The organism is Enemella evansiae (assembly GCF_004362375.1).
GTDB classification, from domain to species: Bacteria; Actinomycetota; Actinomycetes; order Propionibacteriales; family Propionibacteriaceae; genus Enemella; species Enemella evansiae.
In genome coordinates this window covers 479,752-502,148 of the sequence record NZ_SNXA01000008.1, presented here as the reverse complement: position 1 = coordinate 502,148, position 22,397 = coordinate 479,752, and the positions used below count along the sequence as shown (strand labels likewise).

Below are 22,397 nucleotides of genomic sequence, written 5' to 3'. Positions count from 1 at the left end.
GCGGAGCGTTGGGCGATAGCCTCGCGGGCATGGCAGAGGCACACCCACCCACCGCGGACCGGCGAGCAGAACCCAGGACCCACCACGGCGACACCTTCGTCGACGAATACGCCTGGCTGCGGCACAAGGAGGATCCCGCGGTCCGGGCGTACCTGGAGGCGGAGAACGCCTGGACCGAGCAGACCACCGCCCATCTGGAACCGCTGGTCGAGGAGCTGTTCACCGATGTGAAGGCACGCACCCAGGAGACCGACCTGAGTGTGCCCACCTTCCACAGCCACACCGACGGTTCGACGTGGTGGTACTACACCCGCACCACCGAGGGGCTCGACTACCCGGCCTTCCACCGGGCCCCGGCCACCTCGCGCGACGAGCGACCGGACCCGGAGCAGCCGATCCCGGGTGAGGAGCTGCTGCTGGACGGCAACACCGAGGCCGAGGGGCAGGAGTTCTTCTCCCTCGGTGCCTTCGCGGTCTCCCCCGACGGTCGTCGGCTCGCATACTCGGTCGACAACGCCGGTGACGAGCGATATCTGCTGCAGGTCCGCGACCTCGGCTCCGGGGAGCCCGTCGGCGAACCGATCCCCGACGTCGGCGGCGGGGTCGCCTGGCTCGGCGATGACCACCTCGTCTACACCCGCGTCGACGAGTCCTGGCGGCCCCACCAGGTCTGGCGGCACCGGGTCGGCGCTCCGGTCACCGGGGACACCCTGGTGCTCGAGGAACCCGACGAGCGCTTCTGGCTGGGTGCCGACGAGTCCGCCGAGCGGGACCGGGTGATCCTGCTGCTGGGTTCCAAGCTGACCACCGAGGCGTGGCTGTTGGATGCCGCCGCGCCCGAGGCGGATCCGGTGCTGGTCCGCGAGCGCCGCGAAGGCGTCGAGTACTCCATCACCGTTGCCGGGGACGAGCTTTTCGTGCTGCACAACGAGAACTCCCCCGATTTCGAGGTCGCCCGGGCACGTGTCGACAGCCCCGCCGAGTGGCGCGAGTTCCTGCCGCCGAGTGAGGGGGTGCGCTACACCGATGTGGAGGCGTACGCCCGATTCCTGGCGATCGAGCTGCGTCGCGACGGGCTGACCGGGGTCGAGGTGCACCCCCGCGACGGCGGGCAGAGCTATCCGGTCCGGTTCGCCGAGAACCTCTACACCGTCGGCACCACCGGCGCCGAGGACTACGACTCCGACCGGTTGCGGCTCGGCTACACCTCGTTGCTCACCCCGCGTTCGGTGCTCGAGGTGGCGATGGACACCGGTGAGGTGCAGACCCTGCGCACCACCCCTGTGCTCGATCACCCGGACCATGGCCCATATCGGCCCGAGAACTACGTCCAGGAACGGATCTGGGCCACCGCCGAGGACGGCACGAAGGTGCCGATGTCGGTGGTCCGGCGCGCCGACACCCCGGTGGACGGCACCGCCCCGGCACTGCTCTACGGCTATGGGGCCTACGAGATCTGCATCGATCCGTCGTTCTCGATGTTCCGGCTTTCCCTGCTGGACAAGGGGTTCGTCTACGCCATCGCGCACGTCCGCGGTGGCGGAGAGCTCGGTCGCAGCTGGTACGACAACGGGAAAACCCTGTCCAAGAAGAACACCTTCACCGATTTCGTGTCCTGCGCCCGACAACTGGTCAGCGACGGCTACACCTCCGCCGACCGGCTCGCCGCCCAGGGCGGCTCGGCGGGTGGCCTGCTGATCGGCGCGATCGCGAATCTGGCACCGACCGACTTCGCCGCGGTGCACGCCGCGGTGCCGTTCGTCGACGCCCTGACCACCATCCTGGACCCCGAACTGCCGCTGACGGTGACCGAATGGGAGGAGTGGGGCGACCCGCTGCACGACCCCGAGGTGTACGCCTACATGCGCACCTACTCCCCCTATGAGAACGTGCGCGCCACCAGGTACCCGGCGATCCTGGCGACCACCGGTTTCAACGACACCCGCGTCTACTACACCGAGCCGGCGAAGTGGATCGCGGCGCTGCGGGCGAATGCGACCAACGACCCGGCCGAGATCCTGATGCGGACCGAGATGGTGGCCGGCCACGGCGGTGTCACCGGGCGCTACAAGGCCTGGCGGGAGGCCGCATTTGAGTACGCGTGGATAATCGATCGTGTAGGGACCCGCTGAGCCCATCACCGGCGTACCACCGACGCGTACGACCATGGTCTGATGCCGCGGGCTCCAGCTAGCCCCGTGGTCCTTCAGGGACCGCGATCAGGGATCGTTCAGGGTTGTGGCGGAATCCTTTTGGGGCATCTGGACGTTGTGTCTGATGAACGCAAGGCAATGACTTGCTTGCAGTGTCCGAATCGACGCGAAGGATTAGCGCCCATGGCAACAAGCACCACGCCCCGAGCCCGTACCAACGACGGCATCGAGGGTAAGGATGCGGTCGGTCTGTACCTCGACGGGATCGCCAAGACGCCGCTGCTGACCGCGGCGGATGAGGTCGAGCTGGCGCGGACGATCGAGGCCGGGCTGTACGCCGAACAGATCCTGTCCGGCGAGATCAGCCAGACCGAGCGCACCGCCGCCGCGCGGCAGAACGGCAAGAGCGCCAAGCGCGCCAGCCGGGAGGAGTTGGAGCAGCTGGCCGCCCTCGGCCACGCCGCCCAGGAGCGGTTCACCCAGGCCAACCTGCGGCTTGTCGTCTCGGTCGCGCGCAAGTACGGCCGGGCCCAGATGCCGCTGCTGGATCTGGTCCAGGAGGGCAACACCGGTCTGATCCGCGCGGTCGAGAAGTTCGACTACACCAAGGGCTTCAAGTTCTCCACCTACGCCACCTGGTGGGTCCGCCAGTCGATCAGCCGCGGTATCGCCCAGCAGGGCCGTATCGTCCGGCTGCCGGTGCACGTCGCCGAGCAGGTCAACCAGGTCGGCGCGGTGCGCCGCACCCTGGAGCGCCGGCTGGGCCGCGAGCCGGAGCTGGAGGAGATCGCCGCCGAGATGGAGCTGGAGCCGGAGAAGGTCGTCGACCTGCTGCGCTACGGCCGCGACCACATCTCCCTCGACGCCCCGGTCGAGGAGGACGGTGACACCTCGCTGGGTGATCTGATCGCCCGCGAGCCGATGCCCGGCCCCGACGAGATGGTGATCGACGCCCAGGAGCGCGACCGGCTCGAGGCCATGCTCGCCGACCTCGACGAGCGCTCCGCCGACGTGGTACGCCGCCGCTACGGCCTGCTCGACGGCCGCCAGGCCAAGCTGGCCGACATCGGCCGGGTCTGGGGCATCACCGCCGAGCGGGTCCGCCAGATCGAGCGGCACGCCCTGGCCAAGCTGCGCTCCAACCAGGAGCTGGCTGCCTGACCCACCCCTCCCAAGAACAGCACCCACCGTGGAATCCCCGAGCCGCGGTGGGTGCTTTTTTGTGCCCACGCTGGCTGAGCGAGCGCCAGCGAGTCGAAGCCACCGTGGACCGGGCCGCGCACGGAACGATCGCGAACCCATTGGCTCCACCGCGAACCCATTGCATCCGGCGTGGCGTGGGTTCGCGGTGGATGCAATGGGTTCGTGATCGCCCCATCACGCTGGTTGAGCGAGCGCGGGGCCCCGGGTCAGCGGCGGAGGCCGCGGTGCAGCATCACCCCGCCTGTCGCCAGCGCGGCCAACGCACCGATGAGCAGCGCGAGGGTCGGGCCACCGGTGTCGGCGAGCGGTGAACGCGGACCCGAGGTGCCGTCATTCCCGCCCGCTGCGGCGGCGCTCGGTACCGGGGTGGTGGTCGCCGACGGGCTCGGTTCGGGTGATCCCGACGGCACCGGGTCTGCAGTCGGGGTGAGATCACCCACCGGCGTCGGACTCACGCCCGGAGTCGGGCTCCCCGTCGGCGTCGGGCTCCCCGTCGGCGTCGGATTCACCGTCGGCGTCGGGCTGCTCGACGGGGTCGGGCTCACACTCGGCTCCGGGCCGGGATCGGCGACGCGTGCGGTCAACCACTGATCCTGCCCGAGCGGGCGGTCGACCAGTCGGGTCTCGCCGACACAGCCGACGAATCCGTACCCGCGCTCACCGTTCCAGGAGCCGGCACCGAGCACCCACGGCAGGTCTGCGGTCGCGACGCCGCTGACACCGACCGCGGTGCGCAGCATCGGGATCCCGTTGACATAGGTCGTCGTGGTCCGGGTCGCCGGATCGTTGACGGCGGCCAGATGCATCCACTGCCCGAGCGGCATCTCGCTGGACCACGAGGTGTCCCCGCCACCGTTCGCACCGGCCGAGGTGAACTGCGTCTCCTGCAGCGTCGAGAACGCCCAGCTCATCGGGGGTTCCTCGGCGTCGCCACCGGCATAACCGTCGATCTTCCCGCGTACCCCGTCCCGAGACAGCCACGCCATCCAGGCGTTGTCCTCGACGGTCCACGACGGATCGATCTTGACGAAGGTCTCGAAGGTGTAGCCGTTGGCGAACTCCGCACCGTTCACCGGCGCATCGGCCGCCGTCGCGAACCAGTTCGCGGCATCGTCACCGGCCCCGGTGAAGCAGATGCTGCCTGCAGCCGAACCCGGTGGACGCTGCGTACTGAACCGCACCTGGTCCGCACTCGCCCCGGTGACCCCCTCGGTGTTCAGCGGGGCTCGCCGCATCGGGTTCGCACCCGTCAGGTCCGGCAACTGCGTACCGGGCTCGACGACCCCCTCGGCGTCTTCGGGCGCCCGCCAGTGCGCGAGCGTACCGTCGACCTTCGGGTAGTCCTCGGAGTTGCGTGCCGGGGTCGGGGTCACCGCTGCGGGCGGGGTGAAGTCGGCGAACTCGGCGCGCACCGCCAGGCTGGCCGAGTCGCGCGCCTCCGGCTTCTGCAGCCCGGCGAACCGTTCGGCGAAGTTGAACGGCACGGTGTAGGTCTCGGCCTCGCGGTCCAGCAACGGCCGGTCATAGGGGGTCAGTGTCTCGACCGGCTTCTGCGTCACCCACGGCGAGAACGCGGTCTGGGTGATGGTGTTGTTGTCGAGATCGAACTCGAGCAGGCCCATCTCACCGTTTCCGCCCATGTAGTCCATCTGGTAGTCCATCACGACCTGCAGCACCGGGTTGCCCTGGGCATTGGTCCGCACCGAGCGCCCGACGCCGTGGTGGTGACCGTTGAGCGTCAGGAACACCTGGTCGTTGTTGTTGATCACCCGGTCCCAGACCCGGTCGCCGAACTCGGTGTCCTCCGTGCCGCCGTCGCCGTCGAGGTTCTGGAGCTGGTGGGAGGTCACGATCGTTGGTACGCCGGGGTTGGCCTTCAGCTGCTGGTCGGCCCAGGTCAGCGCCGCGTCGTTGGCGTTCCAGGACAGTGCGAGGACGGCGTACCGCTGGCCGTTGACCTCGAACTGCTGGTATTCGTGCAGGCCGGACGGATCGCGCTGTGCGCTGTCGGCGTTCGCAGCGGTCCGGGCGGGAGGGATGAACTCGCGGTATTCGGCGAAGTTGCTGCCGACATCATGGTTGCCGGCGGGTGCGGTGTAGGCGACGCCGGCGCGGTCCAGGTTCGCCAGCGCGGCGTCGGCGACCTCCCATTCGGCGCGCACCGTGCCCCGATCGACGATGTCACCGAGACCGACGACGATCTGGGTGCCGAGGCGCTCGGCGTTCTCGGCCCACCAGCGGGTCTGCACATCGAAAGGCTCGGAGCCGTAACGGGCGGCGAACGGATTGCCGGTCTCCTCGGTCGCGTACCGGGAGTAGAACTGGGTGTCGGGCAGGATGCCGATGGAGAAGCGCGCGGCAGGCTCGGGGTCGGGCTCGGCGGCGCGCGCGGAGGTGGGCTGCACGGCCAGGAGGGCGGCGAGTACGCCGAGGATCGCGGCTCCGGCGAGAGTGCGGGTGAGCCTGCTGCGGGGACTGGGAATGGTGGCGGGCGTTGCTCGGGTCACGGGCGGGACACTAGGGAGCGCCCTCGACCGGTTCAGCGTGCCCTGGTGTCATCCGGGTGTCCGGCAGATGAACGGCCCGCACACCTGGTCGGGGGGTGGGTTCACTCCCCCAGTTCGCCGCCGGCAAGTTCGACCGCGATATCGAGGTGACCGGCGTGCCGGGCGTACTCCTGCAGCACGTGGAAGCAGATCCACCCCAGCGAGGCGGGTTCCCCGGAGAACCGCGGCCCGGGCGGGGCGAGGTCGTCCAGCGAGGAGGCCGCGATCAGTTCCCGGGTACGCCGGCCGCCGGCATGCAACGGCCCCAGCAGGTCGTCCAGCGTGACCGACTCCGGCACCTGCCACGGCGCGTGCTTCTCCCCACCCCGGTTGTCACCCCAGGGCTCGGCGACCTGTTCCCCGGCGAATCCCCAGACGAACCAGCGCCGCTCCATCGCCACCAGGTGACCGAGCAGCTCGATCGGCGTCCACCCCGAGGGCAGCCGCGAGGTCCGCAGCGCCGCCTCATCGAGCGAGCGCAGCTTCCACTCGATCGTGGCGCGGTAGAAGTCCAGGTAGTCGGCGAACAGCTCGGCCGGTGGCTTGTTGCCCCGCGGCTCGGGGAACGGCGGCTGCCTCACTGCTTGTCGATCTGCTTGTCGATCACCCGGATCAGGCCCTCCTGGGCGACCGAGGCACCCAGCTGGCCCTCGGCGAAGATCCGGCCGGTGGCGAAGCCGCGCGCGTTGGTGGCCGACGGGGACGCCTGGTCATAGAGCCACCAGCGGTCCGCGGCGACCGGTCGGTGGAACCACATCGCGTGATCCAGCGAGGCGGCCTGCACGCTGTCCAGGGGCCGGCCGTGCGGCACCGTGCTGACCGCCAGCAGGGTGAGGTCGGAGGCGTACGCCAGCGCGGCCTGGTGCAGCCGCGGGTCGTCGGGCAGCCGGTCCTCGACCCGCACCCAGGCCCGCGCCACCGAGGAGTGGTCACCCGCGTCGAGCGCCACCACGCTGCCCGGGATCGGCCCCTCGGGGGTGGCCGAGCCGATCCAACGGAAGTCCAGCGCGCCCCACTCGCTCTCCCAGAAGCTCGCCGACTGACCGGTCTGGGCCGCGAGCACCTCGCTCATCCGCGGGCAGTCCTCCGGCGGCGGCACATCGGGGAAGGCGTCCTGGTGCTCCAACCCGGGCTCGGCGACCTGGAAGGAGGCGGTGACCGCGAAGATCATCTGGTTGTCCTGCCGGGCGACGACCCGCCGGGTGGCGAACGACCGCCCGTCGCGCATCACCTCGACGTCATAGATCATCGGCCGGTCGGTGCGTCCGGGGCGGAGGAAGTACGCGTGCAGGGAGTGCACGGTCAGCTCATCCGGCACGGTCCGGTACGCGGCCACCAGGGCCTGGGCGAGCACCTGCCCGCCGAATGCCCGCTGCCGCTTGGTGACCGGGTTCTGGCCGCGGTAGAGACCGGATTCGATCTCCTCCAACTCCAGCAGCTCCAACAACTCCTGTGCGGTACTGGGCATCAGCGTCCTTCGTCGTCGTTCCGGTCACTCATCGTCTTTGTCCTTGCGGTCCCGCTCGGCGAGGAATCGCTCCAGTTCGGCACCGATCTCGTCGGCCGAGGGCACCCGCCGATCGGTGCGCTGGCGGGCCTCGTCGTACTGCTGCTCGAGCTGGCCGACGACCTCCTGCACCTCGTCGGAGGCCTGCATCTCGGTGTTGATCTCGGCCAGGTTGGTGGCCCGCCGCTCGGCCAGGCCGTCCAGCGGGAGATCGAGCCCGGTGGCGGCGTTGATCCGTTCCAGCGCAGCGATCGTGGCCTGCGGGAACGGTGCCTGGGCAAGATAGTGCGGCACATTCACCGCGAGCCCGAGGGCATCGGTGCCGAGCTCGCCGAGGCGGAGCTGCAGCATCGCGCCGAAGCTGCCCGGCAGTTCCACCCGGCCGACCCAGACCGGGTTGTCCTCATCGATCAACCGCTCGCTGCTGGCGTACGCGGTGATCAGGCTGGGCCGGGTGTGCGGGACGCCCATCGGGATGCCGTGTGCGGTGACCGCCAGCCGGACGTCCAGGCGTTGGGCGAGCCCGGTGACCGCCGCCAGCGCCCGCATCCACTGGGTGTCCGGTTCGGGTCCGGCGAGCAGCACGAAGACCTTCCCGTTGGGCGCGGTCATCTTGTAGAGCGCGAGTTGGAAGGTCTCGGCGGAGGTCCAACGGTTGGTGTCGAAGACCATCAGCGGTCGGCGGCTGCGGTAGTCGTGCAGCTGGTCCACGTCGAACTCGACCAGCACCTCGGACTCGCAGGTGGCCATCAGCTGCTCGACCAGGGTCCGGCCCACCTGACCGGCGTCGATGTAGCCGTCCAGCAGGTGCAGCAGCACCGGCCGGGTGCCGCGCATGCTCTCCCACAGCGCGGGGTCGAATTGGTAGAGCAGCCGGGGATCGAGCATGGGTGCGACTCTATCGGGCCACCCCAGCCCCGCTCATCGAGTCGCCCGAGTGCCGCACGCTCATCGAGTAGCCCGGCGGTGCCGCAGCGAAGCGAGGCAGCGCCGGGCGTGTCGAGATGAATCCGGTCGAGACGAGGACCTCAACGTCCGTGCAGATTCTTGTCCAGGTACGCGAGTTCGGCGCGCAACCGGCCCCAGCGTCGATCGGTGTGGAAGGTCTGCCAATCGGGAAACAGCTCCTCGGGCAGGCTCCTCCGGAATCGCGAGAAGGCCCCCTTGCCCTCGATCGCATCCTGCAGTCGGCGCCTGATGGGGTCGTCGGCGACGGTTCCCACGAAGTCGGCCATCGCCTGCCAGTCGCTCTGCGCTCGCTCCAGGTCGATCTGCACCCACTCCCCGCTCTCGACATCGACGGCGTCATCCTCGCCGATCATGCCTGGATCGGTCAGCGCGGGGTGGACCGCCTCCCCGGTCTGCACGTTGAGGAAGGCGGCGGACTCGTACTGTGAGTCGTCTGACAGCGCATTGTTCAGCTCATCGAGGGAGACCATCACCCCCTCGGTGGGATCGGCGCCGCGCAGGGCGGCCAGCAGTTCGGCGGCGAGCTCCCGATCCCCGAGCTGCTGGCGATTCTGCAGGCGGTTGTGGATCGCGAACGCCAGCTCCTCGAACGGTTCGCGCTGCCGCCCGGTCACCTTCGGCCACATGGTGAGCAGCCCCGAGCCGAGCTGCTGGAGGGCATGGTCCAGGCGTACGCCGGTGGTCGCCGCGATCAGCGCCGGCACATCCGCCTGCGCGATCGCCGGGCGCACCTCGCGCAGATCGATCGGCACCGTCGGCTCCGCGAGCGAGGTGCCAGGTGGGTCGGTGATCCTCGACGGCGCGCCCGGCTCGTCGTCCAGGTCGCTGGTGACCCGGCCGTACTGATCCGGCAGGCTGCCCCACCCCCAGATCGCCACCGGTTCGGTCGGCAGGTGACCGACCTCGTCGAACGGATCGCGCGTGCCGAGGACGGTGCAGCGATGGGTCCAGTCGTCACCCAGATCGAAGACGTAGCCGAACTCCTCACCCTTGTGGATCCGGCGCGCGATCGAACTCTCCAGCGACAGTGTCTGGCCGATGCCCGCACCGCGCGGGGACGCCTTGAGCTCGGCAGCGGATTCGTCATCGGTGACGATCGTGCCGTCGGCGAGCTGGAACAGCCGGAGATGCGCCAGGTCCCAGCGGCCGAGCGCCAGGTCGATGGCCTCGCCGAGCTGGTCGAAGGTCAACCGCGGCGGCAGCATCAGCACCCGTCCCGGAGGTGGATCGAGGGTTTCGCCCCGACCGCCCAGCAGCTCGACCTTGATCGTCGTCCATCGGCTCGCCATGCGATCCAGCTTCGCAGACCAACGCGGCGAACAGGGCGAAGACCTGGTACACCGCCAGGCTCGATGCGGCGTACGCCTGGACCCCTGCGGGTGGACTGCCGAAGCTGACCAGCGCCTGGAATCCGATCAGCGCGGCTCCCAGGCCAGCGAGCAACCAGCGGTTCCGGATCGCTCGATGCGACCACAGGTACGCCCCCGTGGCGGCCAGCAACAGCGCCACCTCCGCACCGAACCGGGTGGCCGGGGCCAGGTCGACGGCGCGACCGAGCCAGTCCAGCCACCAGTGGGAGGCCACCACCAGCGCGATCAGCACCGGGGCACGGGCACCGGTGCGGCTGCACGCCTCCGGTCGGCCCCGGGCCAGCCACCAGGCGCCGATCGCGGTCACCAGCATTGCGAGCACACCGTGGCTGATCCGCTGGTCGGCCATCGATTCGGCACCGAACAGCACCAGCACCGACGCACCGACATCGGCAACCTGGGCCGCGACGAACAATCCGCCCAGTGACAAACGCGGCTGGTAGGCCTTGGCCGCGACCGCGACCGCGTAGTGCCCGAGGAACACCTCAGCGCCCGGTCGCCCCGGTGGACACCGACCGGGCGCGGCCCGCTCGCTGCCGCAGCCAGAGCCGGGTCTCGACCACGCAGGTCACCACCAGCACCCCGACGAAGACGATCAGCCAGCCGAACCAGAACCAGCCCAGCAGGGTGGGGTACGGATCAAGGATGTCGCGCGGGGACTCCACCGCGAGCGGGCCGAAGTGGACGCCCGCGACGAACAGGGCCCGTTGCCGGACAGCAACGCCCACACGCCGGCGCCGATGCGGCCGGCGCGGTAGAGCAGCACCGCCGCGAGCAGGATCGGGTAGATGCCGAGGCTGATGGTGAAGACGGTGACCTGGTCGGTGAGCGGCCAGCCGACATGGTTGCCGCGGATCACGTGGTCGAGATGGTGTCCGAGGGAGAAGACGACCGCGATCGCGGTGAGCAGATAGATGGTCCGACGGCTGCGAGTGGTGGTTGTGGTCGCCATGTGACCCAGCCTCGGCCGGTGGTCCGGAGCCGGTCCAACAATGATCCGGCAACGATTGACAACTGTTGGTTGTTGGCTGACGGTGGTCGGCATGGACCTGGACACCGCGCTGCTGCGCACCTGGTGCGTACTGGCCGAGGAGCAGCACACCGGCCGGGCCGCGCAGCGACTGCAGATCTCCCAGCAGGCGGTCTCCAAGCGGCTGGCACGCCTGGAGCAACAACTCGGGACCGTGCTGTTCGAGCGGGACGGGCGCCGGCTGCGCCCGACCCGGGTCGGTATCGAACTGCTGCCGCAGGCGGCCGAACTGGTCGCCGATGTGGACCGGTTGGTCACCCGGGCGCGACCCGAGCAGCGCGAGCTGCGGATCGATGTCCTCGATCAGCAACTGTCGATCGCCGGCGCGGCGGCCGACCACGCGTCGCGCAGCAGGTTGTCGATCTCGCTGGTCACCCGTGGCGACACCCGCACGGCTCGCGAGGTGCTCCGCTCCGGGTACGCCGACCTGGCGTTCGGCCGCGCCTCCTCGTTCACCGAGGGTGCGCCGGCGCCGATCGCGCTGGCCGGTCCGGTGCTGGAACCGATCGTGCTGCTGGTCGGGGACGGTCATCCGCTCGCCGGTGACGACGAGGTCGACTTCGAGGCGCTGCGGGGCCTTCGGTTGTGGTTCCCGATGACCGGTGCCCCACGCGAGTGGCGGGGCCTGGTCGAGGACCTGGCGGAGCGGTGCGGGCTGCTCCTCGACCCGGTCGGGTCGACGATGGGCCTGCCGCGGTTCTTCGACCGATTGGCGGCGAGCGACGACCGGATCAGCCTCTACGGCGCGGGCATGGCAGCACCGCCACCGGGCCTGCGCACGGTGGCGATCAGCCGTCCGGTCCCGGTGTTCTGCTGGCTGGCGGGCTGGCCGGCGACCAGCGGGGATCGCGTGCAACGGCGGCTCGCCGAGGCGGTGATCGGCCGCGCCCGACGGGCCATCGCCGAGCCCGAGCTGGACGACGCGTGGCTTCCGGACACGGACCTGCGGGTGCTCGAGTCGCTCACCAGTCCCCGGTCGGCGCGAACTGGCTGAAGGTCAGGTACGCGCCCTGCGGATCGCGCAGGTCGGCGACGCGGGTCCACTCGGTGTCGTGGCTGTCGAGGACGGTTGCCCCGAGCTCGAGGGCGCGGGCCACGCTGGCGTCCCGGTCGGCGACGGTGAAGGTGGTCGCCCAGCGGGTCGGTTCGTCGCCCTTGCGCGGACCGACCCAACCGATCGCGTCGGCGAAGCCCTCCGGGGCGTACTTCTGCACCTCATAGATGTCGGGATAGGTGGTGGCGCGCAGGTGCTCGCCGTAACCGGGTCGGCGCAGCATGGCCGCCGGATCCTCGCCCGGCATCGCCTGCCAGCCGAAGATCGGGGCGTACCAGTCGATCGCCTGCTGCTGGTCGTCGGTACGCAGGTCGTTGAAGTTCCAAGCACCCGGAACGTTCACCACCTGGGCGCCGAGACGCTTCCCGGCCTGCCAGAGCCGGATCGTGGCACCCTGCGGATCGACGAACTCCGCCCAGGTCCCCGCCGGCCCGAGCTGCACCGGTTCCTGACCGGTCATTGCACCGGCCGCGGTCGCCGCCGCCAGGGTGACCGACGCGTCGTCGGTGGCGATGTAGACGTGCCAGCGCGCCTCGGCACCGGCCGGTGCGCTGCCGATGCCGGCGACGTCCTGGCCGGCCAGCCGCGCGATCAGGTAGCGGTCGTCACTCCCGGTCGGTCGTTCCTCGAACTCCCAGTCGAAGAGCCCGCCGTAGAACGCCAGGGCGGCGTCGATGTCGGGTTGTTCGGTGTCGATCCAGGCCGGTACGCCGGCCGGATAGGTGTGCGGTGTCGTCGTCATGGCTCCATCGTCGACCCCGATGCGGACTGTTCCTGTCCGCAGGAAATCCGTTGCGGGGTTCGGGTTCGCGGCCTACCGTCCAGCCATGGGCCTTGACCTGGCGGCGCTCACCATCGACGCCCACGACCCCGAGGCGCTCGCCGGCTTCTGGGCGGGTGTCCTCGATCGCCGGGTGCTGCCCGATGAGGATGGCATCTTCGTGCTACCACCAGTACGCCCGGTGCAGTTCCGGATCGAGTTCGCGCCCTCCGCCGAACCGAAGCGGGGTGCGAACCGGATGCATGTCGACCTCACCTCATCCAGCCCCGCCGATCAGCAGCAAACCGTGGAACGCGCGCTCGATCTCGGCGGCCGGCACCTGGACATCGGTCAGGGGCCGGAGGTCACGCATGTGGTGCTGGCCGATCCCGAGGGCAACGAGTTCTGCGTGATCGAGGCCGGGAACAAGTTTCTCGCCGATACCGACGCGATCGGTGCGCTGTCGGGCGACGGTACGCAGGCGGTCGGATACTTCTGGAGTGCGGCGCTCGACTGGCCGCTGGTCTGGGACCAGGACTCCGAGACCGCGATCCAGGCACCGGCCGGCGGCAGCAAGCTGACCTGGGGTGGCCCACCGGTCGCCGAGAAGCTCGGCAAGAACCGGCTTCATCTCGATCTCGCTCCCCCGGTCGACGGTGATCAGCTCACCGAGGTCGAACGGTTGCTCTCCCTCGGTGCCCGACGCGTCGACATCGGTCAGGGCGCGGTTCCCTGGGTGGTGCTGGCGGACCCGGACGGTAACGAGTTCTGCGTCCTCACCCCACGCTGATCGCCCAGAAATCCTTCCGAACTTCGGTTCGACCATTGCGCATGCCGACCTCGGTCTGATTATCTTGCATCCGGCAAGATAATCATCACGACGAGGTGAAGGACGGCATCCCCCATGCAGAGTTCTCGAATCCGCAACACGGCCTTGGCCGTGACGATGGTCCTGGCAGGTGGGGCGGTCCCGCTCCTCGCCACGACATGGCGGCCCATGCGGCCGGCACGACCTACTACGTCAACTGCACCGGTGGCAGCACCGGTAACGGCAGCGCCACGAACCCCTGGACCAACATCAGCCAGGTCAATGCGCGCACCTTCGCCCCCGGAGACACGCTGCTGTTCGCCCGCGGCAGCACCTGCAACGGCACTTCGGGCCAACCGGCCACCTTCGCGCCCCGCGGCTCCGGCACAGCGACCGCACCGATCAAGGTCGGCGCCTACGGCACCGGGGAAGCACCGGTCATCTCCGGATCCGGCCTGGACAGCGCCGTGCTGCTCAAGAACGTGCAGGGCTGGGAACTGCGCGATCTCACGATCACCAACCCCACAACGAATCCCGGTGGCCAGAAGGGCATCTTCGTCTTCCTGGACAACGGTTTCAGCGGCACGGTCGCCAACCACTTCGTCTTCGAGAACCTGACGATCCGCAACGTCGACGGCGTCTGGGCGAACAACTACAACGGCAAGCGGTACGTGCTGGAGAACGCCACCGGTGGCGTGATCATCCGCAACAACAAGGCCGACGGGCTCACCCGGTTCGCCGACGTGCAGGTGCGCAACAACACCTTCACCGACATCGGCGGGATGGGCGTGGAGACGTGGAACTCGAACTGCCGCCGCCCCGGACAGTGGTGGAACACCACCACCCAGTGCCTGGCCAATTACGCCGCGTCCACCGGTGTGGTGGTCGCCAACAACTCCTTCACCCGGCTCGGTGCCGGCGCGGTCACCCCATTCATGACCGACGGCGCACAGATGCTGAACAACGTGGTCACCGACTGGGGCAACTCCCCCTACACCGGTTCGGCGGCCTTCTGGACCACCAGCGCCGACAACGCACTCATCCAGGGCAACTCGGTCTCCTACGGCAATGCCGGGGGCAACTACGGCATTGACGCCAATGCCTACGACATCGACAACGACAGCCACAACGTGACCGTGCAATACAACTACAGCTACCGCAACGATGGTGGCGCATGGATGTACTGCGGCAGCGGTTCGAACGCCAATTTCCGTTACAACGTGTCGATCCAGGACTACAACCGGACGATCCGGTTCTGCCAAGGGTCGTTCACCAACTCCGCGGTCTACAACAACACGGTGATCATCGACCGGACCGCCAGCCCGTTCAGCCAGAACATCCGCTTCCTCACCGATGAGGGCGCATCCACCCCGATCGCCTTCCGCAACAACGTGATCACCAATCGGAACGGCACCGTGGACACGGTCTATCGCGCCTCCGGTGCGCCGGCCGCGACCTTCGACACCAACCTGTTCCAGAACGTCACGCCGCCAAGCGGTTCAACGAACTCGATCGTCGCCGATCCGCGCTTCGTCGACCCGGGGACCAGCACCCCACCAGGCATCAAGCTGCGCACCGGAAGCCCCGCTCTGGATGCCGGCAAGGTGATCAGCGGCAATGGTGGACGGGACTACTTCGGCAACCCGGTCAGCGCCACCGAGCGGCCCAACCTGGGCGCCTACGAAGGACCCGGACTCTGAGTGCGGTCGGCGGGTCCACCGGGCCCGCCGACCTGGTTCTGGGATAGGTTCACAGACGATCAGTGGGCACCAGGCCCATGGGTATGTCCGTGACGCGATAGGGAGGTGTCGATGAGCCCGCGGGTCGCCTCCGATCTGAGCCGGGAGAACGTGTCGGCCATGCTGGTCGCCCTGCGCAATGGCCCCTCGGCCCGATCCCAACTGGCGAACCGGCTCGGGTTGAGTGCCGGTGCGGTGTCACGGCTGAGCAGCCGGTTGATCGGGGCCGGCCTGGTCGAACTGCTCGACGGCCAGGCACCCTCCTCGGGACGTGGCCGGCCACTCACCCCACTCGCGTTGCGCAGCAGCCAACGGGTGGCGATCGGTGTCCATCTGGGTGCCAGTCGGATCACCGCCGGGCTGGTCGACCTGTCCGGCCGGGTCAGTGCCGCCCGGGAGGTGGCGTACGCCGACCTGGCGGCCCCCGCGGTGCTGCGGCAGGTGCGTGATCAGCTGCGCCGGCTCCGGGCCGCCGTGGGCCCGGATACCCGCATCATCGGCACCGGCATCGGAATCGGTGGGACCGTCGATCAGGGGGTCGTGCTGGACCATCCCCATCTGCCCTGGCAGCGAGTCGATCTGGCGCGGGCCCTGATGGCGGCTGCGCCCGAGGGGCTCGTCGTCGACTCGCACGTCCGTGGCCTGGCGCTGGCCGAATCCACCTTCGGCGCAGCCCGGGAGGCGGACAGCCTGGTCGAGTTGCACATCGGCAATGTGACCGATGCCGCGATCGTGATCGACGGTGAACTGCTGCTCGGCCCCACATCGTCCGCCGGCACTGTGGCGCATCTACCGGTCCGCTTCGGCCCCCGGGCCGCGCCCTGCCCTTGTGGCCGCAGCGGTTGCACCCAGGTGGAACTGTCGGAGACCCACCTGGTGGCCGAGGCGCAGGCGGCTGGGCTCAAGGTCGACTCTGGGGCTGCACTGCTCGCGCTCGCCGACGAGGGGAACCGGACGGCCCGTCGGTTGGTGCGCGACCGGACTCGGATGGTGGGCCGACTGGCCGGATACCTGCTGGATGTGTTCAATCCGGAACTGCTGGTGCTGGCCGGCGGTATCACCGGTTCCGGGGATGCCCTGCTGCCCCAGATCCGCGAACACGCCGCCCGGCCGGCGACCGGTGTCGGTGTGCGGGAGCGCCGGATCGTCGGTTCCCGACTGGGGGAGCATCCACTGGTGCTGGCCGCCGCCGCACCGGTGATGCTGTCCTACTACGCCGACCCCCTGGCCGCCGAACCCACCCTGGCCGAGGCCGAGGGTTTCTAGAGCCAGCCAGCAACCGGGCTCGGTGAACCGCAGATAGGCAACCTCGCATCGGCCCTGCTATGTTGCACCCATGAAACAGTCTGATTCAGACGGTCTGATTCGGCCCGTTTCGGTCGTCGTGCTCGGGCTACTGGAAACCACCGGCCCGCAGACCTCCTACGAGTTGTGGCGCAACGTCGAGCTATCGGTGTCCTACTTCTGGCAGGTGGCCAAGTCCCAGCTCTATGCGGAACCGCAGCGATTGGAACGCGCTGGTCTCGTCACAGCCGACCAGGAGGATTCCGGTCGCCGCCGGCGCACCTATGCGATCACCGGCGCGGGACGGGATGCGCTGATCGACTGGCTGGGTCGACCACCCGAACCGGCTCAATACCATGACCCGGCGATGCTCCGGCTGTTCTTCACCGATGCCGCTCCGCGGCTCGCCACCCCACTGGCACGTCAACGCGTGCGCGAACTCACCGAGACGCTGCAGTTCCTCGAACAACCCGGTCTCGGTGGCGACCAACCGAGCCATCGACGGGTGCTGTCCTGGGGACGATTGACGGTGCGCGCCGACCTGGCCTTCTGGCGGTCGGTCCTCGATGATCTAGAAGACGGCGCATGAGCTCGGTCCTGGCAAGCCGGCCACTCCCGGCGTTCTTCGTCCTGGCCTACCTCGGCTCCTGGGTTTCCTGGGCCCCGTGGTGGCTCTCTCTGAACGGGATCGGCCTGCTGCCCTATGAGCTGCCCTTCTCGGCCGTCGCCGGAATCAACCAACTGGGTCTCTTCCTCGGCCCGTTCGCAGCCGCCCTCGTGATGACACGAGCCACCGAGGGACGTGACGGCACCCGCCGCTTGCTACGCCGTCTGGTTCAGTGGCGTGTGCGCCCACTCTGGTACGTGGTGGCCCTGGTGTTCATTCCACTGGCCACAGGAATCGGATACCTGATGGCCCCGGGTGTCAGGCTGCCTGGCGGGACTGACGATCCCGCGGTCCTCGGCCTGGTGGCGAGCACCTATGTGATCTATCTCCTCGGTGGCCCGATTCAGGAGGAACCGGCTTGGCGCGGTTTTGCACTACCAAGGCTGCAACGACGGCTGCACCCCGTCACAGCAGCCCTTGTGCTTGGGCTGCTCCACTGCTTCTGGCACGCTCCGCTCTTCCTCACCGATGACTGGGACACCGCGCGTGCCGATCCGGGTCAGTATGTTGCCTACCTCCTGCTTGTGCTCAGCATGTCGGTGGTCATGTCCTGGCTGGCCAACGGATCAGGCGGATCGGTTCTACTGCCGATCATCGGTCACAATGGCATCAATTGGGCACTGTTCACCGTTGGGGCGCTGAAGGGGGCGGAGGTCGCCAGCAACTGGCCCGCCGCGCTGGGCCTTGCCGGACTCGCACTGCTCACCGTCCTTGCAACTCGGGGGCGTCTCGGTCAGCGAGTCACGGAAGCTAGTTCCTCCATGACATAGAGAGATCCGGCGTCCGGATGCTCCCGCAACTGCTCGTCGGTGAGGTCCTTGGTGCCGGTGGTGACGAAGAGCCGGCCGGCACCGTGGGCCACGCTGGTCACCGCGGGCACGGGACGAGCAGCTCCCGCCGCGGCCGGCCGTCGACCAGTTCGACGACCCGCCCGGTGAAGATCTCGGCGACCCAGACGGCTCCGTCGGGGGTGACGCACAGACCGTCGGGCGCGCCCGGATCGCGCTGCGCCCAGGTCTCGAAGGGACCGGTCGCACCACTGCCCGGGTCGTAGGCCGCCGCATGGATGATGCCGGTTCCGGTGTCGGCGAGATAGATCCGATCCCCCGAGGGTGACCAGTCGATCCCGTTGGCCACCGACAGGCCCTGGAGCACCGGCTCGAGCCGGCCATCGGCGTACCGGAAGAGGATCGAATCCATCCCTGCGGGGTGACGGTGCCGAACCAGACCCGGCCGTGGGCGTCGATCGCCCCGTCGTTGATCCGCGAGCCATCCGGCGCACCAGCCACCCGGCACACGTGCGCGGCGATCCCGCTCGGTGGCAGCAACCAGAGATCGAGACCGGCGCCGACGAGCAGACCATCCGCTGTCGGGCAGGCGAACCCGACCGGTGGCATCGTCGCCCAGACCAGTTCGGTCTCCCCCTCGAGCCCGGTCCGCAGCACCTGGCCGGCCCAGATGTCCACCCAGACAAGAGAATCGGTCATCGGATCCCAACAAGCACCCTCACCGGTGAAGCGGTGTGCCGGATCGAGGACGCGGGCCATCAGCGGGTCCGCCTCGGTTCCACTCATCGGGTTCACTCCTGACCGAAGGGACCGATACCGGCGCTCTGCCCGCCGTCGACGCGGAGCGCCACGCCGTTGACATGCCGGGCGCCGTCGGAGAGCAGGAACTCGACCACCGCGGCCACGTCGTCGGCCTCGGCGACCCGGCCCAGCGGGTTGTCGCGGCGTCGCTCGGCGTACGCCTCGGTGGGCTCCCAGCGGTGCCGATTCCGTTGCACGGCGACGAATCCGGGCTCGACGACGTTGGCCCGGATGCCGAGCGGACCGAGCTCGACGGCCAGCTGGCGGCCCAGTGAAGTGAGCGCCGCCTTGGAGGCGGCATACGCCGCTCCCCCGGTCCCGGCCACCCCGGCGTGGATCGAGGAGACCAGCACGATCGCGGCGGGCGGCGTACAGGAACGGGCGAACTCCGCCGCCCAGGCCGCGGCAGCGACGGCGTTCACCTCGAGCACCCGCTGCCAGTGCTGCGGATCGAAATCGGTGAGCGTGTCCCCGCTCTGCAGCGCCGCGGAGATCACCAACCCATCCAGGTCACCGTCCGCACCGGCGCGCCCGATCACGGCCGCCGGCAGGGCCGGATCGGTGACATCCCCGGTGACCACCGACACCCCGCCCGCCGCCGGATCCGCCACCACGGCAGGGATCTCCGGATCACCGGCGGCGTCGACCGCATGCACCCGGGCGCCGGCACCGGACAACCGCCGGGCCACCGCGGCGCCGATACCGTGCGCGGCTCCGGTGACGACAACGCTGCGGGTCACTGCCCGCTCGCCCACAGCTGCGACCCCGGATGTGCGGAACCGACCGGCACCGGCTCGCCGAGATGGTGGGTGAGGGTCGACATCGAGACGCCGACGCCGAGACCCGGCCGGGTGGTGGCGCGGGCATAGGCACCCGACTCGAGTCCCGGATCGGTGAGCAGGTCGGCTCGCCAATCCACCTCACCGAAGGCGAACTCCAGGATCCGCGCGGTGGGCATCGCCGCCGACGCGGCAGCCGAGTGCGCGGTACCGACCGGGCCGGTGGGATTGTGGATCGAGACCTCCAACCCCGCCTCCGCGGCGATCGCACCGAGCGCCACCGCGACCCGGTCACCGCCGGCGTGCTTCACATCGGGCATGAACACATCGAGCGCACCGGACTCGATGGCGGCCACCACCTGATCGGGCCGGGTCGCGGCCTCACCGCCTGCCTGGGGCACGTCCAGCACCTCCTTGACCTGTTGCACCTCCACCGGATTCTCCACCCGGGCGACGTCCTCGATCCAGCGCAGGTTCAGATCCAGGATGTCCTGGCGGTAGGCGGTCAGCTCGGCCAGAGAGAGGTTGTGGTGGGCGTCCATCATCAGATCGACGTTCTCACCGACCTCGGCCCGCACCGCCTCGATCAGCCGCAGACCGGTCTCGACCCGGCGGTCGCCGACCAGGAAGTCGAACGGTGCGCACTTGATCGCGGTGAAGCCGTTGTCCACAGCCGACCGGGCCAACCGGGCGAACTCGGTGGGCGTCCGCTCCCGCAGGCCGCGGTTGATGTTGGCGTACAACGGGATCGCATAGGAGGAGTCCGGCCCGCCCAGATAGCTGGCCAGGCTCTGCCCCGCCTGCTGGGCGGCCAGATCGCAGAAGGCCTGTTCGATCCCGCCGAGCAGGGTCGGTTCGGCCGGCCACGCCGCCGAGTCCCCGAGTGCCGCTGCGGCCTCGGCGATCGCGGCGTCGAGCCGGGAGTGCGCCTGCTCGAAGCCGAGCCCGCGATAGTCGGCGGCGAGTTCGGAGAATCGATCGACCGCGATCCGGGCGATGTGGGCATCGGAGGATTCACCCCAGCCGACCGTGCCGTCGTCGAGCTGGACCCGCACCAGCGCCCAACTGGTCCGCCAGGTGACGTCGACCCGGAACAGGTCGAGGGTCTCGATCGCGGCACTCATGCGCTCACCCCGGCGGTCTCGCAGAGCAGTGCGGGGAAGGCGTCCAGCAACGAGTCGACCAGGCGCAGCATGTCGGGCGCGAGCCGCACCGACGGGGCGCGGCAGACGTCGGTGTCGATGATCCCGCGGCGTGCGGTGATGGTCTTGGCCACCGCGATCATCAACCCTGGTTCGGATTCCCCGATCACCAGATAGGGCAGCAACCGTTCGAAGATCCGGCGGGCGTCCTCGGTGCGGCCCGCATCCCAGGCGGTGAGGATGTCACCGAAGACCTCGATGAACCCGGTCACCGGCTGCACGCCGGTGGTGCCGTGCTCCAGCGCGTCGATCAGGTGCAGACCCGAACGGCCGACGAAGGCGCCGAGCGCCGGCGTACCCTCCACCAGGTCGGCGATGAAGGGCCCGGGCCGGTCGACCTCGACCTTGACGCAGCTCAGGTTGGGATACTGCTCGGCCCAACCGCGCAACCCGTTCGGGGTGAGCCCCACCGAACTGACATCGCTGGCGTACTGGATCATCATCGGTGCCGGAGCGAGTTCGGCCAGCATCGTCTGGAAGTACTCATCGACCGCCTCGGCCGGCAGCCGCCAGAACCGCGGGGCCATGATGTTGATCATGTCGGCACCGGCTTCCAGCGCCTCCCTGGCCCGGCGTACCCCCACGATCGCCGACTGGTCGGTGATGCTGACGATCGCCGGCACCTCGGGGAGTTCGTTGGTACGCCGCAGCAGCCGTCGGGTCAGCTCGCCGCGCTCGGCGTCGTCCAGCTGGTAGAACTCCGAGGCGATACCGGGGAAGAACACTCCCCCGACGCACGCGGACAGGGTGTGGTCGACCAGGCGGTCGAAGCTGGGCAGATCGATCGTTCCGTCGGCCTGGAACGGCGTCTGGATGACCGGTACGAGACCGCGCGGATCGTTACTTGTCGACACCGGCTGTGACTCCTTCGAGGATTCGTCCCGCGGCCCATGCGAAGACCACGAGGATTGGGAAAGTGACGATGGCGACCCCGGCGAAGAGCACACCCCAGTTGCTCTGGTTCTGCAGTGCGCCGAAGGTCGTCAGCAGGGCCGGCCCGAGGGTGCGTTTGGCCGGGTCGGTGATCAGCACCAGGATCAGCAGGGTCTCGTTCCAGGCGGTGATCAGGTTCAGCACGAAGACGCTGCGCAGACCGGGTGAGGCGAGCGGGAGCATCACCTTGCGGAAGATCTGCCAACGGTCCGCACCGTCGATGGAGGCGGCCTCCTCGAGCTCACCGGGCAGGGTGCGGAAGAAGCCCTCCAGCACCAGCACACTGAACGGGATCTGCCAGGCGATCGAGACCAGCAGCACGAAGATCCGCGGATCCCACCAGCCGGTGACCCAGTCGACCATCAACGTGTCGACCGAGGCGTTCATCACCACATAGGGCACCAGCACGATCTGGTGCGGGATCGTCATCCCGGCCGAGAAGAGCACCAGCATCCAGCCGCTCAACCGATGGCCGGAGCGGGCGATGGCGTACGCCGCGGGGGCGCCCAGGGCGACCGACAGGCCCGCGGTGAGCACCGCGTAGACGACGGTGTTCCAGAAGGCGGTGCCGAAACCGGCCGAGGTCCAGGCGGTGGCCAGGTTCGACCAGGCGAGCCGGCTGGGCAGCGCGAGGAAGTCGAACACCTCGCGGTCGGGTTTGAGTGCGGTGATCATCACCCAGATCAGCAGGGCCACGTTGAAGGCGGCCCACACCCACAGCACGATCCGGGCGGCGGTCGGCAGCGCCACGTCACCGAAGATCCGGCCCGGGGTCCAGCGGGTCCGTTGCCGCTGCTGGGGGGG

21 protein-coding genes and 1 pseudogene are annotated in these 22,397 nt (G+C 69.2%); 9 read left to right on the top strand and 13 right to left on the bottom strand.

Annotation, left to right across the window (positions count from 1 at the left end; all coding sequences use genetic code 11):
- Positions 1–29 precede the first annotated feature (29 nt).
- Both C8D81_RS02995 and C8D81_RS02990 read left to right on the top strand, forming a co-directional pair.
- Positions 30–2,132 carry a S9 family peptidase gene (locus C8D81_RS02995; protein WP_094429504.1) on the top strand — a complete coding sequence of 701 codons (2,103 nt, stop codon included), beginning with the start codon at positions 30–32 and terminating at the stop codon, positions 2,130–2,132.
- A gap of 204 nt (positions 2,133–2,336) precedes the next feature.
- Positions 2,337–3,314 (top strand): sigma-70 family RNA polymerase sigma factor, encoded by a 978-nt coding sequence (locus tag C8D81_RS02990; RefSeq protein WP_094358093.1) that lies wholly within the window; start codon positions 2,337–2,339, stop codon positions 3,312–3,314.
- A 248-nt stretch (positions 3,315–3,562) separates the two neighbouring features.
- Here the strand turns inward: C8D81_RS02990 and C8D81_RS02985 are convergent, their stop codons facing one another.
- The 5 genes from C8D81_RS02985 to C8D81_RS02965 all read right to left on the bottom strand — a co-directional run bounded on the left by C8D81_RS02985 (position 3,563) and on the right by C8D81_RS02965 (position 9,667).
- Positions 3,563–5,863 carry a LamG-like jellyroll fold domain-containing protein gene (locus tag C8D81_RS02985; RefSeq protein WP_133625524.1) on the bottom strand — a complete coding sequence of 767 codons (2,301 nt, stop codon included), beginning with the start codon at positions 5,861–5,863 and terminating at the stop codon, positions 3,563–3,565.
- 101 nt (positions 5,864–5,964) lie between these two features.
- Positions 5,965–6,483, bottom strand: coding sequence for a DinB family protein (locus tag C8D81_RS02980; RefSeq protein ID WP_133625523.1), 519 nt, complete (start codon positions 6,481–6,483; stop codon positions 5,965–5,967).
- Positions 6,480–7,370 carry an acyl-CoA thioesterase gene (locus C8D81_RS02975; RefSeq protein WP_094399872.1) on the bottom strand — a complete coding sequence of 297 codons (891 nt, stop codon included), beginning with the start codon at positions 7,368–7,370 and terminating at the stop codon, positions 6,480–6,482. Before C8D81_RS02975 ends, C8D81_RS02980 begins: the two co-directional genes overlap by 4 nt.
- 24 nt (positions 7,371–7,394) lie before the next feature.
- Positions 7,395–8,297, bottom strand: a complete 903-nt coding sequence (locus C8D81_RS02970) for a proteasome assembly chaperone family protein (RefSeq protein WP_094399870.1) — start codon at positions 8,295–8,297, stop codon at positions 7,395–7,397.
- 140 nt (positions 8,298–8,437) lie between these two features.
- A complete protein-coding gene (locus C8D81_RS02965; protein ID WP_133625522.1) occupies positions 8,438–9,667 on the bottom strand; it encodes an IS1096 element passenger TnpR family protein in 1,230 nt (409 codons plus the stop codon).
- Between the two features lie 197 nt (positions 9,668–9,864).
- On the opposite strand from C8D81_RS02965, the gene C8D81_RS02960 reads away from it, so the two are divergent.
- Positions 9,865–10,191, top strand: a complete 327-nt coding sequence (locus C8D81_RS02960; RefSeq protein WP_094458683.1) for a hypothetical protein — start codon at positions 9,865–9,867, stop codon at positions 10,189–10,191.
- Positions 10,192–10,233: 42 nt separating this feature from the next.
- Here C8D81_RS02960 and C8D81_RS02955 read toward each other — a convergent pair whose 3' ends face one another.
- Positions 10,234–10,476, bottom strand: coding sequence for a hypothetical protein (locus C8D81_RS02955; protein ID WP_133625521.1), 243 nt, complete (start codon positions 10,474–10,476; stop codon positions 10,234–10,236).
- Between the two features lie 315 nt (positions 10,477–10,791).
- Between C8D81_RS02955 and C8D81_RS02950 the strand changes: the two genes are divergently transcribed.
- Positions 10,792–11,772, top strand: a complete 981-nt coding sequence (locus C8D81_RS02950; RefSeq protein WP_166646648.1) for a LysR family transcriptional regulator — start codon at positions 10,792–10,794, stop codon at positions 11,770–11,772.
- On the opposite strand, the gene C8D81_RS02945 is transcribed toward C8D81_RS02950, so the two are convergent.
- On the bottom strand, positions 11,741–12,574 hold the full coding sequence (locus C8D81_RS02945; protein ID WP_133625519.1) for a VOC family protein: 834 nt from the start codon (positions 12,572–12,574) through the stop codon (positions 11,741–11,743). The genes C8D81_RS02950 and C8D81_RS02945 overlap by 32 nt on opposite strands.
- An 85-nt stretch (positions 12,575–12,659) precedes the next feature.
- Between C8D81_RS02945 and C8D81_RS02940 the strand changes: the two genes are divergently transcribed.
- The 5 genes from C8D81_RS02940 (at position 12,660) to C8D81_RS02920 (ending at position 17,860) form a co-directional block, all read left to right on the top strand.
- A complete protein-coding gene (locus C8D81_RS02940) occupies positions 12,660–13,382 on the top strand; it encodes a VOC family protein (protein WP_133625518.1) in 723 nt (240 codons plus the stop codon).
- A gap of 197 nt (positions 13,383–13,579) precedes the next feature.
- A complete protein-coding gene (locus C8D81_RS02935; protein WP_133625517.1) occupies positions 13,580–15,100 on the top strand; it encodes a right-handed parallel beta-helix repeat-containing protein in 1,521 nt (506 codons plus the stop codon).
- A 111-nt stretch (positions 15,101–15,211) separates the two neighbouring features.
- Entirely contained in the window at positions 15,212–16,405 is a 1,194-nt protein-coding gene (locus C8D81_RS02930) for an ROK family transcriptional regulator (RefSeq protein ID WP_133625516.1), read from the top strand.
- 70 nt (positions 16,406–16,475) lie between these two features.
- The gene (locus tag C8D81_RS02925; protein WP_094399862.1) at positions 16,476–17,012 is read left to right on the top strand and encodes a PadR family transcriptional regulator; all 537 of its coding nucleotides are present in this window, start codon (positions 16,476–16,478) and stop codon (positions 17,010–17,012) included.
- Entirely contained in the window at positions 17,009–17,860 is an 852-nt protein-coding gene (locus C8D81_RS02920) for a CPBP family intramembrane glutamic endopeptidase (RefSeq protein WP_133625515.1), read from the top strand. The genes C8D81_RS02925 and C8D81_RS02920 overlap by 4 nt, the downstream gene beginning before the upstream one ends.
- Positions 17,861–17,957: 97 nt before the next feature.
- Here C8D81_RS02920 and C8D81_RS21755 read toward each other — a convergent pair whose 3' ends face one another.
- From C8D81_RS21755 to C8D81_RS02890, 6 genes and pseudogenes are all read right to left on the bottom strand, one after another.
- Complete coding sequence (locus C8D81_RS21755; RefSeq protein WP_133625514.1) at positions 17,958–18,290, bottom strand: SMP-30/gluconolactonase/LRE family protein; 333 nt, start codon at positions 18,288–18,290, stop codon at positions 17,958–17,960.
- A 23-nt stretch (positions 18,291–18,313) separates the two neighbouring features.
- Positions 18,314–18,637, bottom strand: a pseudogene (locus tag C8D81_RS21900) (SMP-30/gluconolactonase/LRE family protein); the annotation flags it as partial.
- 32 nt (positions 18,638–18,669) lie between these two features.
- Positions 18,670–19,419: an SDR family NAD(P)-dependent oxidoreductase gene (locus C8D81_RS02905; protein ID WP_166646647.1), complete on the bottom strand. Its 750-nt coding sequence runs from the start codon at positions 19,417–19,419 to the stop codon at positions 18,670–18,672.
- Positions 19,416–20,582, bottom strand: coding sequence for an enolase C-terminal domain-like protein (locus C8D81_RS02900; protein ID WP_133625512.1), 1,167 nt, complete (start codon positions 20,580–20,582; stop codon positions 19,416–19,418). The genes C8D81_RS02905 and C8D81_RS02900 overlap by 4 nt, the downstream gene beginning before the upstream one ends.
- Positions 20,579–21,514 carry a dihydrodipicolinate synthase family protein gene (locus C8D81_RS02895; protein ID WP_166646646.1) on the bottom strand — a complete coding sequence of 312 codons (936 nt, stop codon included), beginning with the start codon at positions 21,512–21,514 and terminating at the stop codon, positions 20,579–20,581. Before C8D81_RS02895 ends, C8D81_RS02900 begins: the two co-directional genes overlap by 4 nt.
- Positions 21,501–22,343: a carbohydrate ABC transporter permease gene (locus C8D81_RS02890; protein WP_133625510.1), complete on the bottom strand. Its 843-nt coding sequence runs from the start codon at positions 22,341–22,343 to the stop codon at positions 21,501–21,503. The genes C8D81_RS02895 and C8D81_RS02890 overlap by 14 nt, the downstream gene beginning before the upstream one ends.
- Positions 22,344–22,397: the final 54 nt, after the last annotated feature.